Source organism: Streptomyces sp. NPDC028711 (genome assembly GCF_055565415.1).
The window spans coordinates 41,992-57,116 of the sequence record NZ_JBVHUJ010000014.1; the positions used below are offsets into that span (position 1 = coordinate 41,992).

The 15,125-nt window shown below is 71.6% G+C and carries 17 protein-coding genes; 13 read left to right on the forward strand and 4 right to left on the reverse strand.

From position 1 onward, the window contains the following. Positions 1-79 precede the first annotated feature (79 nt). A complete protein-coding gene (gene dnaJ, locus ACZ4VK_RS32935) occupies positions 80-1,255 on the forward strand; it encodes a molecular chaperone DnaJ (protein ID WP_468360344.1) in 1,176 nt (391 codons plus the stop codon). A gap of 3 nt (positions 1,256-1,258) precedes the next feature. Continuing rightward, complete coding sequence (locus ACZ4VK_RS32940) at positions 1,259-1,702, forward strand: heat shock protein transcriptional repressor HspR (RefSeq protein WP_015034631.1); 444 nt, start codon at positions 1,259-1,261, stop codon at positions 1,700-1,702. Between the two features lie 56 nt (positions 1,703-1,758). On the opposite strand, the gene ACZ4VK_RS32945 is transcribed toward ACZ4VK_RS32940, so the two are convergent. Together ACZ4VK_RS32945 and ACZ4VK_RS32950 are read right to left on the reverse strand one after the other, a co-directional pair. Continuing rightward, positions 1,759-2,235 carry a hypothetical protein gene (locus ACZ4VK_RS32945; protein WP_468360348.1) on the reverse strand — a complete coding sequence of 159 codons (477 nt, stop codon included), beginning with the start codon at positions 2,233-2,235 and terminating at the stop codon, positions 1,759-1,761. After that, positions 2,232-3,353: a helix-turn-helix transcriptional regulator gene (locus ACZ4VK_RS32950; protein WP_468360351.1), complete on the reverse strand. Its 1,122-nt coding sequence runs from the start codon at positions 3,351-3,353 to the stop codon at positions 2,232-2,234. Before ACZ4VK_RS32950 ends, ACZ4VK_RS32945 begins: the two co-directional genes overlap by 4 nt. 107 nt (positions 3,354-3,460) lie before the next feature. On the opposite strand from ACZ4VK_RS32950, the gene ACZ4VK_RS32955 reads away from it, so the two are divergent. Both ACZ4VK_RS32955 and ACZ4VK_RS32960 read left to right on the forward strand, forming a co-directional pair. Further along, the gene (locus tag ACZ4VK_RS32955; RefSeq protein WP_468360354.1) at positions 3,461-3,721 is read left to right on the forward strand and encodes a hypothetical protein; all 261 of its coding nucleotides are present in this window, start codon (positions 3,461-3,463) and stop codon (positions 3,719-3,721) included. Further along, positions 3,718-4,038, forward strand: a complete 321-nt coding sequence (locus ACZ4VK_RS32960; RefSeq protein ID WP_389680391.1) for a (2Fe-2S)-binding protein — start codon at positions 3,718-3,720, stop codon at positions 4,036-4,038. Before ACZ4VK_RS32955 ends, ACZ4VK_RS32960 begins: the two co-directional genes overlap by 4 nt. A 123-nt stretch (positions 4,039-4,161) precedes the next feature. On the opposite strand, the gene ACZ4VK_RS32965 is transcribed toward ACZ4VK_RS32960, so the two are convergent. Continuing rightward, the gene (locus ACZ4VK_RS32965) at positions 4,162-4,566 is read right to left on the reverse strand and encodes a pyridoxamine 5'-phosphate oxidase family protein (RefSeq protein ID WP_468360357.1); all 405 of its coding nucleotides are present in this window, start codon (positions 4,564-4,566) and stop codon (positions 4,162-4,164) included. Positions 4,567-4,688: 122 nt separating this feature from the next. Here ACZ4VK_RS32965 and clpB point away from each other — a divergent pair, with 122 nt between their 5' ends. Then, complete coding sequence (gene clpB, locus ACZ4VK_RS32970) at positions 4,689-7,283, forward strand: ATP-dependent chaperone ClpB (protein ID WP_468360360.1); 2,595 nt, start codon at positions 4,689-4,691, stop codon at positions 7,281-7,283. Positions 7,284-7,376: 93 nt separating this feature from the next. Beyond that, positions 7,377-7,910: a type III secretion system chaperone family protein gene (locus ACZ4VK_RS32975; RefSeq protein ID WP_468360363.1), complete on the forward strand. Its 534-nt coding sequence runs from the start codon at positions 7,377-7,379 to the stop codon at positions 7,908-7,910. A gap of 112 nt (positions 7,911-8,022) precedes the next feature. Here ACZ4VK_RS32975 and ACZ4VK_RS32980 read toward each other — a convergent pair whose 3' ends face one another. Then, on the reverse strand, positions 8,023-9,192 hold the full coding sequence (locus ACZ4VK_RS32980; protein ID WP_468360366.1) for a pyridoxal phosphate-dependent aminotransferase: 1,170 nt from the start codon (positions 9,190-9,192) through the stop codon (positions 8,023-8,025). A 190-nt stretch (positions 9,193-9,382) separates the two neighbouring features. Here ACZ4VK_RS32980 and ACZ4VK_RS32985 point away from each other — a divergent pair, with 190 nt between their 5' ends. The 7 genes from ACZ4VK_RS32985 (at position 9,383) to pyrE (ending at position 14,910) form a co-directional block, all read left to right on the forward strand. Continuing rightward, a complete protein-coding gene (locus ACZ4VK_RS32985) occupies positions 9,383-9,574 on the forward strand; it encodes a hypothetical protein (protein ID WP_468360369.1) in 192 nt (63 codons plus the stop codon). 52 nt (positions 9,575-9,626) lie between these two features. Continuing rightward, positions 9,627-9,848: a hypothetical protein gene (locus tag ACZ4VK_RS32990; protein WP_468360371.1), complete on the forward strand. Its 222-nt coding sequence runs from the start codon at positions 9,627-9,629 to the stop codon at positions 9,846-9,848. A gap of 279 nt (positions 9,849-10,127) precedes the next feature. Then, entirely contained in the window at positions 10,128-10,646 is a 519-nt protein-coding gene (locus tag ACZ4VK_RS32995) for a DUF2617 family protein (protein WP_468360374.1), read from the forward strand. 75 nt (positions 10,647-10,721) lie between these two features. Next, positions 10,722-12,437, forward strand: coding sequence for a polyamine aminopropyltransferase (locus ACZ4VK_RS33000; RefSeq protein WP_468360377.1), 1,716 nt, complete (start codon positions 10,722-10,724; stop codon positions 12,435-12,437). Positions 12,438-12,564: 127 nt separating this feature from the next. Further along, positions 12,565-13,497 carry an SRPBCC family protein gene (locus tag ACZ4VK_RS33005; RefSeq protein WP_468360380.1) on the forward strand — a complete coding sequence of 311 codons (933 nt, stop codon included), beginning with the start codon at positions 12,565-12,567 and terminating at the stop codon, positions 13,495-13,497. A gap of 62 nt (positions 13,498-13,559) precedes the next feature. Continuing rightward, positions 13,560-14,345, forward strand: coding sequence for an aldose epimerase family protein (locus ACZ4VK_RS33010; protein ID WP_468360884.1), 786 nt, complete (start codon positions 13,560-13,562; stop codon positions 14,343-14,345). Positions 14,346-14,370: 25 nt separating this feature from the next. After that, positions 14,371-14,910 (forward strand): orotate phosphoribosyltransferase, encoded by a 540-nt coding sequence (gene pyrE / locus ACZ4VK_RS33015; protein WP_468360383.1) that lies wholly within the window; start codon positions 14,371-14,373, stop codon positions 14,908-14,910. Positions 14,911-15,125: the final 215 nt, after the last annotated feature.

The window sequence follows — 15,125 nt, forward strand, 5'->3', positions numbered from 1 at the left end:
GAGCAGGGGTGACCGCCGGAGCTCCGGCGGTCACCGGAGCAGTGACGAACACCGGAGCAGTCCGGAAGGAGGGACGTCGATGAGCACGAAGGACTTCGTCGAGAAGGACTACTACAAGGTCCTCGGCGTCCCCAAGGACGCCACCGACGCCGAGATCAAGAAGGCGTACCGGAAGCTCGCCCGCGAGAACCACCCGGACGCCAACAAGGGCGACAGCAAGGCGGAAGCCCGCTTCAAGGAGATCTCCGAGGCGAACGACATCCTCGGCGACCCGAAGAAGCGCAAGGAGTACGACGAGGCCCGCGCCCTCTTCGGGAACGGCGGCTTCCGGGCAGGCCCCGGCGCCGGCTCGTTCAACTTCGACCTGGGCGACCTCTTCGGCGGCGCGCAGGGCGGCCCCGGCGGAGCCGGCGGCTTCGGCGGCGGCGGGATCGGGGACGTCTTCGGCGGCCTGTTCAACCGCGGGGCGGGCGGCGGCGCGCGGACCCAGCCGCGCCGCGGTCAGGACATCGAGTCCGAGGTGACGCTCAGCTTCACCGAGGCCATCGAGGGCGCGACCGTACCGCTGCGGATGTCGAGCCAGCAGCCGTGCACGGCGTGCTCGGGCACCGGCGACAAGAACGGCACGCCCCGGGTGTGCCCGACCTGTGTCGGCACCGGGCAGGTCTCGCGCGGCAGCGGCGGCGGATTCTCGCTCACCGACCCGTGCGTGGACTGCAAGGGCCGAGGTCTGATCGCGGAGAACCCCTGCGAGGTCTGCAAGGGCAGCGGCCGGGCCAAGTCCTCCCGCACCATGCAGGTCCGCATCCCGGCGGGCGTGAGCGACAACCAGAAGATCCGGCTGCGAGGCAAGGGAGCGCCGGGCGAGCGCGGCGGGCAGAACGGCGACCTGTACGTCGTCGTGCACGTCGACACCCACCCGGTCTTCGGCCGCAAGGACGACAACCTCACCGTCACGGTGCCGGTCTCCTTCACGGAGGCGGCGCTCGGCGGCGAGATCAGGGTGCCGACCCTCGGCGGCCCCGCGGTCACCCTCAAGCTGCCCGCGGGCACCCCGAACGGCCGGACCATGCGCGCCCGGGGCAAGGGCGCGGTCCGCAAGGACGGCACCCGCGGCGACCTCCTCGTCACGATCGAGGTCGCGGTGCCGAAGGAGCTGGACGACAAGGCACGTGAGGCCCTGGAGACCTACCGCGAGGCGACCGCCTCCGAGGACCCCCGGGCGGAGCTGTTCCAGGCCGCGAAGGGAGCGTGACCCGTGGACGGGCGCCGACGCAATCCGTACGAACTGACCGACGAGTCGCCGGTGTACGTCATCTCGGTGGCGGCCCAGCTCTCGGGTCTGCACCCGCAGACCCTGCGGCAGTACGACCGTCTCGGTCTGGTCTCCCCGGACCGCACGGCGGGCCGGGGGCGCCGCTACTCGGCCCGTGACATCGAGCTGCTCCGTCAGGTGCAGCAGCTGTCGCAGGACGAGGGCATCAACCTGGCCGGGATCAAGCGCATCATCGAGCTGGAGAACCAGGTCGCGGCGCTGCAGAGCCGGATCGCCGAGCTGTCGGCGGCGGTCGACGGCGCGGCGGCGGCGATGCGGCAGCGCGAGGCCCAGGTCCACGCCTCGTACCGGCGTGATCTGGTGCCGTACCAGGACGTGCAGCAGGCGAGCGCGCTTGTGGTGTGGCGCCCGAAGCGCGGCGAGTAGCCGTCCGGGACGTGCGTGAGGCCCTCTCCACTCCGGTGGAGGGGGCCTCACGCGTGTCAGGGGATCAGCTCGGAGACGATGTCGCCGACCGTCTCGTACCAGGGGGCCGCGCCCGTCCCGAAGGCCGCGGCCAGGGCGTTGCCGAGGGCGATGTCGCGGGGGGTCGCTCCGGGTTCCCAGGTGTCGATGACCCGCCCGTCGCCCGAGCAGAGCAGGGTGCCGATCCGCCGCCCGTTCCGGGTGAGCCGGCTCTGGTCGTGGTCGCAGGGCACAAGCCGGTAGCGGGCGCCGCCGGTGCGTACGTCGACGCGGTAGGAGCGCCGCAGGAGCCGTCCGCGCGCGGCCCTGAGCCCGGCCGGCTCCCCGTCCACGGTGAGCGCCAGCAGGGCGGCCTTGCGGGTGCCGATGGGGGTGTGGGCGTCGGGGCGGGTCCCCGGGGCCCGTACGAGTTCCACGGTGGGCAGCTCGTGCCCGGAGACCCGGAGGGTCCCTGCGGGCCCGTCGAGGTCGATCTGTACGTACACGGTGGTCATTCGTCCCGTTCGAGTCCGGTCGGGTGGGTCGTCGGCCGGCTGTCGCCTTCGAGGCCGGTCGGGTGCGGGGCCGGCCGGGTGTCGCCTTCCAGGCCGGTCGGGTGGGGCGCGGGCCGGGTGTCGCCTTCGAGGATGCCGGAGCGGGCGATGAGGTAGCCGAGCTGGGCGCGGCTGCCGCTGCCGAGGGCGGCGGCGAGTTTGGCGATGTGGGCGCGGCAGGTGCGGACGTTCATGCCGAGGCGGCGGGCGATGGCCTCGTCGACGTGGCCCTCGACGAGGAGTTTGGCGATGGAGCGCTGGACGCCGCCCACGCCGTCCACGGACGGGCTGTAGGGGATCTCCTCCTCCCAGGGCACGCCGTGCAGCCAGAACTGGTCGAAGACGCCGACGAGGTACTGGACGAGGCCTTCGTGGCGCAGTTCGAGGGCGACCTGGCGGTCGCTGCGCGCGGGCACGAAGGCGACCTTGCGGTCGACGATGATCAGCCGGTCGACGATCTCCTCGAGGGTGCGCAGTTCGAGCCCGTAGGGGGCGACCCGTTCCACGTAGGCGAGGGTGGCGGGGTGGTGCCGGGCGGTGTGCTGGTAGAGCGTGCGCATCCGGACCCCGCGGTCGAGCAGCGGTTCCATGCGGCGCAGGGCGGCTTCGAGGGTCTCGGGTCTGCGGCCGCTGCCGGGCTGGATGGTGAGGAGTTCCTCGGTGCACTCGTTGATGACGCGGTCGAGCGTGGCGTTGATGACGCTGAGGCCTTCGAGGACGGTGATGGCCTGGGTGCCGGAACGATCCTGCGTGTGGAGGGCCATGAACGGCTCGAAAGCGTCGGCGAGTGCGATGGCGTGCTGCCGGCGGGCCTGTATCTCCTGCTCGATGGGGTGCACGAGCTGGCTGAGGGCGATCGTGGGCGGCACGGGACGCAGCCACTGGCTGTCGTCCGGGTCGGGGTGCAGGAGGGAGAGTTCCCTCAGGCAAGGGGCGTCTTCGGTGGCGGAGCGGGCTATGCGTCCGGTGCGGAGAGCGTTCGCATACAGCTCTTTGCCCACGTCGCATAGTTCACCGTGACTGTGCTTATGACCGGACTCGTCGCATTCTCGCCTCATTTGCACCCCCCTCAGGGTCATGAATTACAGGAACATGATGCCCGGCTTGGCTGGTGAAAGGGGGCGTGCGTGAGCCATCGTCTTACTCGCGGGGGGGAGGTAGTGATCAAAAGAGGTGGAGATCGGCCATGACCAGGATGGTTCGTGCACTTAGCGCCATAGCCGTTGCGGCGGCTGCTCTCGGCGCACTCGCCGTAGGCGAGCCCTCGTGGGAGAGCACCCCGGCGCATTCCGTGGCGGGTCCGGGCGAGCCCTCGTGGGAGAGCGCCCCGGCGCACTCCGTACTGGCGGGACCGGGTGAGCCCTCGTGGGAGAGCGCACCCACGGACGTGCTCGCCGCCCCCTACGAGCCGTCCTGGGAGATCGCTCCCAAGGGCGCGGGCGCGTGACCGTGCCGCCGGACGACCCCAGGTTCCGCCGGGAGATGGCTTCGGCCTACCGCTCCGGATGGCACTTCGTCGACCTGTCCACGGCCATCCCCCACCGTGGCGACTCGCTGAAGGTCACCCTCTTCGGAGAGCCGATCGTCGTGGCACGGGAGCAGGACGAGGACGTCCGCGCCTACCGCTGCCTGCGTCGCCCCCGCGGCGCCCCACAGCCCATCCGCTGTGCCATCCGGTACGGCATGATCTTCGTCAATCTCGACCAGCGGGACCACCAGCTGATCGAACCCGAGACCATCACCGCCACCCCCCGCAGTGCCTGAGCGGTTCCCCCGTCGTTGTAGATCGCTCAGGTACTTCCCCCACACAGCGGCGCCATCGCGGACCTGAAACGCGATGGCGCCGCTGTGCTGCGTCCGCCCTCTTCTTCCAGGCGCGGCTTCTTCTCAGGCGCGGCCCATCGCCCGGGTGAGGGCGATCTCGATGACGACCCGGTCCGGGTTCGGGCTCGGCGTGCGTCCGTAGCGCTCGGCGTAGCGGGCGACGGCGTCCGCGACGGCCTCCTCCTCCGTACGGATGCGGGCGACGCCCTCCAGGGTGGCCCAGCGCCCCTTGTCGACCTGGCAGACCGCGACCCGCGCGCCGTCCGCGCCCGCCGCCAGGACGTTGGCGACCTTCCGGCTGTGCTTGTTGGTGATCACGCGCGCGTACCCCTGCTCGGGGTCGTACGTGACGCCGACCGCCACGACGTGCGGGGTGCCGTCCGGGCGCGGGGTGGTCAGGGTGCACATGTGGTACTCGCGCCAGAAGCTCAGGTACGAGTCGGAGGGGTTCCTGGGGTCTGTGGCCATGCCTGGAAACTACCCGGGGCGGAGGCCCCTCCGGCACCTTGAGCCGTACCGACTCAACTTTGTGTACTCTGGACACGTCATAAAGGGAGAGGACCCACGACGTTCGAGGAGGAGCACCGCACGTGGACGCCGAACTGACCAACCGGAGCCGGGACGCGATCAACGCGGCGAGCAGCCGCGCCGTGTCCGAGGGGCACGCGGACCTGACCCCCGCCCACCTTCTGCTGGCGCTGCTCACGGGTCAGGACAACGAGAACATCACCGACCTGCTCGCCGCCGTCGACGCGGACCAGGCGGTCGTCCGCGCCGCAGCGGAGCGGCTGATCGCCGCCCTGCCGAGTGTCACGGGATCCACCGTCGCGCCCCCGCAGCCCAACCGCGACTTCCTCGCGGTCATCGCCGACGCCGACCGGCAGGCCAAGGAGCTCGGCGACGACTACCTGTCCACCGAGCACCTCCTCATCGCGATCGCGGCCAAGGGCGGCCGGACCGGTGAGATCCTCGACCGGCAGGGCGCGAGCGCGGCGAAGCTGCTCGACGCCTTCGAGAAGAGCAGGGGAGGACGCCGGGTGACCACACCCGACCCGGAGGGGCAGTACAAGGCGCTGGAGAAGTTCGGTACGGACTTCACGGCCGCCGCGCGCGAGGGCAAGCTGGACCCGGTCATCGGCCGGGACCACGAGATCCGGCGCGTCGTGCAGGTGCTGTCCCGCCGCACCAAGAACAACCCGGTCCTCATCGGTGAGCCCGGCGTCGGCAAGACCGCCGTCGTCGAGGGCCTCGCCCAGCGGATCGTGAAGGGCGACGTGCCCGAGTCGCTGAAGAACAAGCGGCTGGTCTCGCTCGACCTCGGCGCGATGGTCGCCGGAGCCAAGTACCGCGGCGAGTTCGAGGAGCGCCTGAAGTCCGTCCTCTCCGAGATCAAGAGCAGCGACGGCCAGATCATCACCTTCATCGACGAACTGCACACGGTCGTCGGCGCGGGCGCCGGCGGCGACTCCGCCATGGACGCCGGCAACATGCTCAAGCCGATGCTGGCCCGCGGCGAGCTCCGCATGGTCGGCGCGACCACCCTCGACGAGTACCGCGAGCGGATCGAGAAGGACCCCGCCCTGGAGCGCCGCTTCCAGCAGGTCCTCGTCGCCGAGCCGACGGTCGAGGACACCATCGCGATCCTCCGCGGCCTCAAGGGCCGGTACGAGGCCCACCACAAGGTGCAGATCAACGACTCCGCCCTGGTGGCCGCCGCGACCCTCTCCGACCGGTACATCACCTCCCGCTTCCTCCCCGACAAGGCCATCGACCTCGTCGACGAGGCCGCCTCCCGGCTCCGTATGGAGATCGACTCCTCGCCCGTCGAGATCGACGAGCTCCAGCGCGCCGTCGACCGGCTCCGCATGGAGGAGCTCGCCCTCAAGAACGAGACGGACGCGGCGAGCAAGCAGCGCCTGGAGAAGCTGCGGCGCGACCTCGCCGACCGCGAGGAGGAGCTCCGCGGCCTCACCGCCCGCTGGGAGAAGGAGAAGCAGTCCCTCAACCGGGTCGGCGAGCTGAAGGAACGCCTCGACGAGACCCGCGGCCGGGCCGAGCGCGCCCAGCGCGACGGCGACTTCGACACCGCCTCCAAGCTGCTGTACGGCGAGATCCCGGCCCTGGAGCGGGAGCTGGCGGAGGCGAGCGAGGCCGAGGCCCAGCAGGAGTCGTCCCGGGACACCATGGTCAAGGAGGAGGTCGGCCCCGACGACATCGCGGACGTCGTCGGCGCCTGGACCGGCATCCCCGCCGGGCGCCTCCTGGAGGGCGAGACGCAGAAGCTGCTCCGGATGGAGGACGAGCTCGGCAAGCGGCTGATCGGCCAGTCCGAGGCCGTCCAGGCCGTCTCCGACGCCGTGCGCCGCACGCGCGCCGGCATCGCCGACCCCGACCGGCCCACCGGCTCCTTCCTCTTCCTCGGCCCCACGGGCGTCGGAAAGACGGAGCTGGCGAAGGCGCTCGCCGACTTCCTCTTCGACGACGAGCGGGCCATGATCCGCATCGACATGTCGGAGTACGGCGAGAAGCACAGCGTCGCCCGCCTGGTCGGCGCGCCTCCCGGCTACGTCGGCTACGAGGAGGGCGGCCAGCTCACGGAGGCGGTCCGCCGCCGCCCGTACAGCGTGGTCCTGCTCGACGAGGTGGAGAAGGCGCATCCGGAGGTCTTCGACGTCCTGCTCCAGGTCCTCGACGACGGCCGGCTCACCGACGGCCAGGGCCGGACGGTGGACTTCCGCAACACCATCCTGGTCCTGACGTCGAACCTCGGCAGTCAGTACCTGGTCGACCCGCTGACCTCGGACGAGGTCAAGAAGCAGCAGGTCATGGACGTGGTCCGGGCGAGTTTCAAGCCGGAGTTCCTCAACCGGCTCGACGACCTGGTGGTCTTCTCCGCCCTCGACCGGGCCGAGCTGGGCCGGATCGCGCGGCTCCAGATCGACCGGCTCGCGAAGCGGCTCGCCGAGCGGCGGCTCACCCTGGACGTCACCCCCGACGCCCTGGAGTGGCTCGCCGAGGAGGGCAACGACCCCGCGTACGGCGCCCGGCCGCTGCGCCGTCTGATCCAGACGGCGATCGGCGACCGGCTCGCCAAGGAGATCCTCGCGGGCGAGGTCCAGGACGGCGACACCGTCAGGGTCGACCGCTTCGAGGACGGTCTGATCGTCGGACCGGCGGGACGCTGACACACGGGCTCGGCCATCCGACGGGCCCGGGGTTGCCACAACCCGCCCGGGATGGGGGAGGATGGCGAGCATCCGTACGAAGGGAAATACACGGTGAGCATCGACCCGTCCTCGATTCCGAATTTCGGGGGCCAGCCCCAGCCTCAGGCCGCAGGACCGGCGGGCCCCGTCGTCCCCGACCAGGACCTCGTCAAGCAGCTCCTCGAGCAGATGGAACTGAAGTACGTCGTCGACGACGAGGGTGACCTCGCGGCGCCGTGGGAGGAATTCCGCACGTACTTCATGTTCCGCGGCGAGGACGAGCAGCAGGTCTTCTCGGTGCGGACGTTCTACGACCGCCCGCACTCCGCCGACGACCGCGCGCGGGTTCTCGACGCGATCGACGACTGGAACCGCCGCACCCTGTGGCCCAAGGTCTACACGCACCTGCACGAGGAGGAGGACGGCTCCGCCACCCTCCGCCTCATCGGTGAGGCCCAGATGCTGATCGGCACCGGCGTCGCCCTGGAGCACTTCGTGTCCTCCACGGTCAGCTGGGTCCGCGCCTCCATCGAGTTCGACAAGTGGATCGTCGAGCAGTTCGGTCTGGAGACCCCCGAGGAGAAGGCGGGCGACGAGGAGGCCTGAGCCTCCCCCGCACCGCTTCGCGTACGAGAGCCCGGCCGCCCCTGTGAGAGGGGGGCCGGGCTCTCGTACGTCCCCTGTCGTACGTCCCTCTCGTACGACCCGGGTACGGGCCTCAGCCCAGTCGCTTGAGCCGGGAGACCGCCTCCTCCAGCACCTCGGTCTTCTTGCAGAAGGCGAAGCGGACGAAGGGGGCGCCGGCCTCGCGGTGGTCGTAGAAGACGGCGTTGGGGATGGCGACGACACCGGCGCGCTCCGGCAGCGAGCGGCAGAAGGCGAAGCCGTCGGCGGCGCCGAGCGGGCGGATGTCGGTGGTGACGAAGTACGTGCCGGCCGGGCGGTAGACCTCGAAGCCCGCCTGCGCGAGGCCCTCGCTCAGCAGGTCCCGCTTGGCCTGGAGGACGGCGCGCAGGCCGTCGAAGTACGAGGCCGGGAGGCGGAGCGCCTCGGCGATCGCGTACTGGAACGGCCCGGAGGAGACGTACGTGAGGAACTGCTTGGCCGAGCGGACGGCGGAGGTCAGCGCGGGGCTCGCGGTGATCCAGCCGACCTTCCAGCCGGTGAACGAGAAGGTCTTGCCGGCGGAGCCGATGGTGACCGTGCGCTTCCGCATGCCGGGGAGGGACGCGATCGGCAGGTGCTCGGCGCCGTCGAAGACCAGGTGCTCGTACACCTCGTCGGTGACGACGAGCAGGTCCCGCTCGATCGCCAGCTCGGCGACGGCGGTCAGTTCGGCCCGGGTGAGGACGGTGCCGGTGGGGTTGTGCGGGGTGTTGAGGAGGATGAGGCGGGTCCGGTCGGTGACGGCGGCCCGCAGCTCGTCGAGATCGAGGACGTAGGTGCCCAGGTGGGGGCGGAGGGTGACGGGGACCCTGGTCCCGCCGGCCATCGCGACACAGGCGGCGTACGAGTCGTAGTACGGCTCGAGGGCGATCACCTCGTCGCCCGGCTCGACCAGGGCCAGCAGGGCCGCCGCGATCGCCTCGGTGGCGCCCGCGGTGACGAGGACCTCGGTGTCCGGGTCGTACGCGAGGCCGTACCGCTCCCGCTGGTGGTCGGCGATCGCGGACCGCAGCTCGGGGACGCCGGGGCCCGGCGGGTACTGGTTGCCGCGACCGTCCCGCAGGGCGCGGACCGCGGCCTCCCGGATCTCCTCGGGGCCGTCGGTGTCGGGGAAGCCCTGGCCGAGGTTGATCGCCCCGGTCCTGGCGGCGAGCGCGGACATCTCGGCGAAGATGGTCGTCCCGAACTCGGCGAGGCGGCGGTTGAGCGGCGGTCGTGTCATGGCAGCCATCCTGGAGCCAAGCTCTGGACTTGCTCAAGTGGGCTTTGACGCGCGGACGCGGCGGGGATCGCCCTGGCATGAACATCGCACTCTTCATCCTCGGGATCGCGGTCGTGATCGCGATCGTGGTGTGGGTCGTCGCGCTGTCGCTCCGCGGCACCGCGCGTGTCAGCCGTGGCGCCGACAGCTGGTGGGCGGGGTCGTCCTCGTCCTCCTCTTCGTCCTCTTCGTGTTCGTCGTCGTCCTCTTCCTCTTCGTCCTCGTCCTGCTCCGGTTCGAGTTCGTCGTGTTCGAGTTCGTCGTGCTCCTCGTCCTCGTCCTCCTGCTCCAGCTCCTCGTCCTCGTGCAGCTGAAGCTCTGGACTCGCTCAAGTCGGCTTTGACGGGGTGCCGGACCGGGCATCCCCGTCGCACAGAAGAACGGGGGTAATACAGATGAGTCTCTTCATCGTCTTCATCGGGGTGGTCATCCTCATCGGCCTGATCTCCACCGTCCACCGCCTCGCCGGCGGCAGCGGCGCGCGGCGCGGCGGGCGGCGGAGGGGCGGCCGCAGCTGGGCCGACGGCGGCGGCAGGGGCGGCGGGGGCAGCGGGGGCTGCGGGACGGGCGGGAGCTCCTGCGGATCCGGTTGCGGCGGTGGCTGCGGCGGCAGCTGAGCGCTAACGGCGCCGTAAGCACGTGTCGTTGGCAAAGCGGCGGACCTTGTCGATCGATTCTGATTGAACAATTGAACTGTGGGGTCCCCGAAGGGGTTGGAAAACACAGCAAGTTGGGTAAAAACGCTGCGAGTCGCTCGGCGTCCGTGGTTCTCTCGCTCCTGACAGAGACAGCCCTCGGACCGTGTGTGGACCCGAGCCGGCGATTCCCCACTCCCGTTGAACCCTCTCCGGGGCGCCCCCGGCCCACCCGCCAAACCGTGTTTGCGGAGCCGACCCATGCTCACCACCCTGAAAACCTCCTACACCGACACGCGCGCGGCCGATCTGGCCTGGGCCCTCGGGCGCGAGCCGCTCCCCGCCCTCGCCGTGCTCGACCTCGAACTCTCCGGCGCGACCCTTCAGTTGAGGCTGCTCGGCGCCTCTCACCAGGTGCTCCTCGAAGAGGAGGGCCGCAGCTGCTCGGAGACCGTCGCCTGTATGCGGGGCAGCAGCACCCCGCTCCCGCTCGGCGTCTCGAAGCGCGTCGGCGGATGGGAGTACGAATTCGCCGCACGCGTCGAGACGCTCTCACACGGCTCCTTCGCGGGCCGTGCCCAGGAGTTGCTCGCCCTCGTCGCGGACCACCCCAACGGGCTCGCGGGGACCTTTCCCGGCTCCCCGCACGCCTTCACGGCGATGCTGGCGCAGCGCCACGAGGGCCAGGTGCGCTGGCGCACCTGGCACGCCTACCCGCAGGAAGGGCAGTTGGTGGTGACCAGGACACGTATCGGCGCACGTATGCCCGCAACGCTCTGATACGCCCTCCGGGAGCCCCAGGTGCACTCGTGTGGGTGACAAAGGGTGGAAGAATTGTGACGTAGCGTTACGGCCATGATCGAGCCGACCGTGACCATGCCACCCGAGAGGGTGCGGCGGGCGCCCGTGCGGCGGCCCGAGCCGCCGCGCGAGACGGTGCGGTTCCCGGTCCTCGCGGTGGTCTTCGTCTGCGCCGCCTGCGGCCTGGTCTACGAACTCGAACTGGTCGCGCTCGCCTCGTACTTGATCGGCGACTCGGTCACCCAGGCCTCCGTCGTGCTCTCCGTGATGGTCTTCGCCATGGGCGTGGGCTCGCTCCTCGCCAAGCGGCTGCGCTGCCGCGCCGCCGTCGGCTTCGGCCTGGTCGAGGCCGGGCTCGCGCTCATCGGCGGCTGCTCGGCGATGGTGCTGTACGCGGCCTTCGCCTGGCTCGGCGAATCGCGGTACGTGGTGGTGGCGTTCTCGCTCGCCATCGGGGTGCTCATCGGCGCGGAGATCCCCCTCCTGATGTCGCTGATACAGCGGTCCTCCGGGCCGGGCGGGACCGCCGGGCGCGCCGCGCGCACGGGCCGGTCCGGCCGTTCGGGACGGCAGGCCCCGCCCGGGGACCAGGACGACGCCGCCGGGACGGTCGCCGACCTCTTCGCCGCCGACTACGTCGGCGCGCTCGTCGGCGGCCTCGCGTTTCCCTTCCTGCTGCTGCCCTGGCTCGGCCAGCTCACCGGCGCGCTCGTCACCGGCGCGGTGAACGCGGTGGCGGGCGGCGGCCTCGTCCTCTGGGTGTTCCGTCGCGACCTCACCGCCCGCTCCAGAGCCCTCCTCGTGGCCGTGAACGTGTCCGTCCTCGCCGTCCTCGCCACGGCGACCGTCCTCGTCGACGACTTCGAACAGGCCGCGCGCCGGGCCGTGTACGGGGAGCGGGTGCGGGTCGCCGTCCACACCGAGTTCCAGGAAGTGGTGCTGACGGGAGGCCGCGAGGGCCCGCCCGACCTGTTCCTCGACGGGCGCCTGCGGGTCGCCGGGCAGGACGAGTACCGCTACCACGAGGCGCTCGTCCACCCCGCGATGAACGGCGTGCACAGCCGCGTGCTGATCGTCGGCGGCGGGGACGGCATGGCCGCCCGCGAGGTGCTGCGCTACCCGGGGGTGCGGGCCGTCACCGTCGTCGAGATCGACCCGGGCGTCGTCCGTCTCGCCCGTACGGACCCGGCGCTCGCCACGCTCAACGCGCAGGCGTTCCGTGACCCGCGCGTCCGGGTCGTCCACGCGGACGCCTTCCACTGGCTCCGCGGTGCCGTCGCGCATCTGCAGGAACGGTACGACGTGGTGATCTCCGATCTGCCCGACCCCGGAATCACGCCCAGCACCAAGTTGTACGCGCAGGAGTTCTACGGGCTCGTGGGCCAGGTCCTCACCCGCTCCGGGCGGTTCGTCGTGCACGCCGGGTCCGTGACCGACCGGCCCCGCACCTTCTGGACCGTGGACGCCACCCTCCGCGCCGCCGCGTTCGCCACCCGCCCGTACAGCGCGAGCGGCCGCACCCCCGGTTTCGCGGCGGGACCCGACCGCGCCGACCGGTCCAGCGGTACGGGGCAGGGCCCGGGCGACTGGGGCTTCCTGCTCGCCGTCCCGGGCGGCCGCCCGCCGGCCCTCGGCCTCGCCGCCGACGCGCCCCGCCTGCGGTCGCTCGGCGAGTCCACCCTGGAGGCCGCGGCCCGGCGAGCCGAGCGCACCCGGGAAGCGGAGCTGCCGCCCTCGACCCTGGTGCATCCGCGGTACGGCGGGGTGTGAGCGTCGACGGCAGGGGGGTCGGTGGAGGGCGCGGGCGGGGGGAGGCGGGGGCGTCGGTGGAGGCGCGGGCGGGGGCGCGGTGCCAAACAGGCGACGTCGCGGCCCGGTCTGAGTAGGCTCGGCTTCCATGGAGCATGAGGTGTTCGTACCGGTCCAGGCCGAGGTCCTGCGCACGACGCTCACGGACCCGAGCCGGGTGGTGCGCTGCGTACCCGGCCTCCAGCGCGACGCCGACGCGGAGGCGGGCCCCCTCACGGGCCGGCTCAAGGTGCGGGTCGGTGGCAACACCATCACCTACCGCGGCGCCCTGAAGGTCGTCGAGCGCGACGGTGCCATCACTTATGAGGGCCAGGGCGCCGAGGCCCGGGGCAAGGGTTCGGCGGAGCTGTCGCTCACCGTCGTCCTCACTCCGGTGGCCGAGGGCACCAGCCTGAGCTTCAGCGGCGCCCTGACGGCCACCGGCCGGCTGGCCGAGGCGACGGACGAGGCACGGTCATCGACGGGCGCGCGGCTGCTCGACAAGTTCGTGGAGGCGCTCGCGTCCCTGGCGGAGGAGTCGGAACAGGAGCCCGCGGAGGAGCTGCCGGAGAAGCCGTCGGAGGAGGCAGCCGGGTCGGCCGCCGCCTCCGCGCCCGGGCCCGGGCCCGGGTTGAACGGCTCCGCCGACGCCGACGCCGACGCCGACGCGGACACCGACTCCGCCGCCGACACCGACGACGACGGCGTCGACGACGGTGTCGAGGAGCCCCGCCGGAGTTCCGTCTTCGACACGCCCGTCCCGCCGCCCTCCCTCGACCCCCTCCTGGACGAGGACTTCGGCGACACCCCCATCGCCTTCCCCGCCCCGCAGCCCGCCGCCGAGGCCGCCCACGCCCGCCGGACGATGATCGGGCGGAGCGCCGAGGAGGTCGACCACGCCCCGCCGCGCGGCCGGTACGCGCCCGTTCCCGCGCCCGAGGCGTCGAGCGCCGGCGCCACCCTGCGCTGGATCGCCCCGGCCGCGGCCCTCGCGCTCGCCTCCGCCGTCGTCGTCGGCAGGGCCTTGCGCCGACGCCGCTGAGACCCGCCCTCGCAGGGTCGGCCCCGTTCGAGGTCTCGCACGATTAGGGTCGGGGCGTGAGCATGCAGACGCGACTGACGGCGGGCGACGCCGAGTTGACCATCAACCCCGAGAACGGCTGCCGGATCGAGAGCCTGCGCATCGGTGGGACCGAGGTGCTGCGCCAGGGTGAGCGGTACGGGAGCTTCCCGATGGTGCCCTGGTGCGGGCGGACCGAGAACGGCCGCTTCCGCAACGGGGCGACCACCCATCAGCTGCCGGTCAACGCGGCCCCGCACGCCATCCACGGCACCGTCCGCGACCTGGCCTGGAAGACCGTCAGGACCTCCACGACCGAGGCCGTCTTCACCTGCGAGCTCGGCGACCCGTGGCCGTACAAGGGCACGGTGACCCAGGTCTTCGAGCTGGCCGAGGACGCCCTCACCCTCCGCTTCGGGGTCGAGACGTACGACGCCTCCTTCCCGGCGCAGGCCGGCTGGCACCCCTGGTTCCTGCGGAACCTCGGCAAGGGCGGCGAGGACGTGCGGATCGACTTCACCGCCGCCTGGCAGGAGGAGCGCGGTGACGACCACCTCCCGACCGGGCGCAGGATCGACCCCCTGCCCGGCCCCTGGGACGACTGCTTCGGCATGCCCGAGGGCGTCGACGTCACCCTCACCTGGCCGGAGGAGCTGGAGCTGAAGGTCAGCAGCCGCGCAGAGTGGGTCGTGATCTACGACGAGCCCGAGGAGGCCGTCTGCGTCGAGCCGCAGTCCGGCCCGCCGAACGGCCTCAACACCCACCCGCGCCTGGTCACCCCGATCGACCCGCTGGAGGTCGAGAGCACGTGGAGCTGGCGGCGACCTTGAGTGGGCTCCGCTTAAGCTGCTGACCATGACTGACGTACGCGCTGAGCTGCTCCAGCAGATCAAGGACAAGGCCGTGGTGCACGGCAAGGTGACCCTCTCCTCGGGTCTGGAAGCCGACTACTACATCGACCTGCGCCGGATCACGCTGGACGGCGAGGCCGCGCCCATGGTGGGTCAGGTGATGCTCGACCTCACGGCCGACCTGGACTTCGACTGCGTCGGCGGTCTGACCCTGGGCGCCGACCCGGTCGCGACCTCGATGCTGCACGCCTCCGCCGCGCGCGGACAGCGCCTCGACGCCTTCGTCGTACGGAAGGCGCAGAAAGCCCACGGGATGCAGCGCCGGATCGAGGGCACGGACGTCAAGGGCCGTCGCTGCCTCGTCGTCGAGGACACCTCGACCACCGGCGGTTCGCCGCTGACCGCCGTCGAGGCCGTCCGTGAGGCCGGCGGCGAGGTCGTCGCCGTGGCCACGATCGTGGACCGGGGCGCCGCCGACGCCATCGCCGAGGCGGGACTGACGTACCTCACCGGCTACCGGCTGGGCGATCTCGGCCTGGCGTAACCGCCGCGAAGTCGTGACGTAGGGCCCGGGCCGGTTGAGAACCGGCCTGACCTGCATATTTGCCAAAGGGCGGGGTGTTTCACGTGAAACACCCCGCCCCTTGTCGTGCCGTGCCCGTGGGAGCCGGCACAAGAGTCTGGAAGGATGGGGGCGACGATGACGTCGCCCCCAGGTCAGGGACAGCAACAGCACACACCCCGCACATCACAAGGAGC

Excerpts from the sequence above, each read along its gene's own strand:
- dnaJ (WP_468360344.1), top strand. The coding sequence starts at position 80 with ATGAGCACGAAGGACTTCGTCGAGAAGGACTACTACAAGGTCCTCGGC.
- ACZ4VK_RS32945 (WP_468360348.1), bottom strand. The coding sequence starts at position 2,235 with ATGACCACCGTGTACGTACAGATCGACCTCGACGGGCCCGCAGGGACC.
- ACZ4VK_RS32950 (WP_468360351.1), bottom strand. The coding sequence starts at position 3,353 with ATGACCCTGAGGGGGGTGCAAATGAGGCGAGAATGCGACGAGTCCGGT.
- ACZ4VK_RS32955 (WP_468360354.1), top strand. The coding sequence starts at position 3,461 with ATGACCAGGATGGTTCGTGCACTTAGCGCCATAGCCGTTGCGGCGGCT.
- ACZ4VK_RS32965 (WP_468360357.1), bottom strand. The coding sequence starts at position 4,566 with ATGGCCACAGACCCCAGGAACCCCTCCGACTCGTACCTGAGCTTCTGG.
- ACZ4VK_RS32980 (WP_468360366.1), bottom strand. The coding sequence starts at position 9,192 with ATGACACGACCGCCGCTCAACCGCCGCCTCGCCGAGTTCGGGACGACC.
- ACZ4VK_RS32990 (WP_468360371.1), top strand. The coding sequence starts at position 9,627 with ATGAGTCTCTTCATCGTCTTCATCGGGGTGGTCATCCTCATCGGCCTG.
- ACZ4VK_RS32995 (WP_468360374.1), top strand. The coding sequence starts at position 10,128 with ATGCTCACCACCCTGAAAACCTCCTACACCGACACGCGCGCGGCCGAT.
- ACZ4VK_RS33000 (WP_468360377.1), top strand. The coding sequence starts at position 10,722 with ATGATCGAGCCGACCGTGACCATGCCACCCGAGAGGGTGCGGCGGGCG.
- ACZ4VK_RS33005 (WP_468360380.1), top strand. The coding sequence starts at position 12,565 with ATGGAGCATGAGGTGTTCGTACCGGTCCAGGCCGAGGTCCTGCGCACG.
- ACZ4VK_RS33010 (WP_468360884.1), top strand. The coding sequence starts at position 13,560 with ATGCAGACGCGACTGACGGCGGGCGACGCCGAGTTGACCATCAACCCC.
- pyrE (WP_468360383.1), top strand. The coding sequence starts at position 14,371 with ATGACTGACGTACGCGCTGAGCTGCTCCAGCAGATCAAGGACAAGGCC.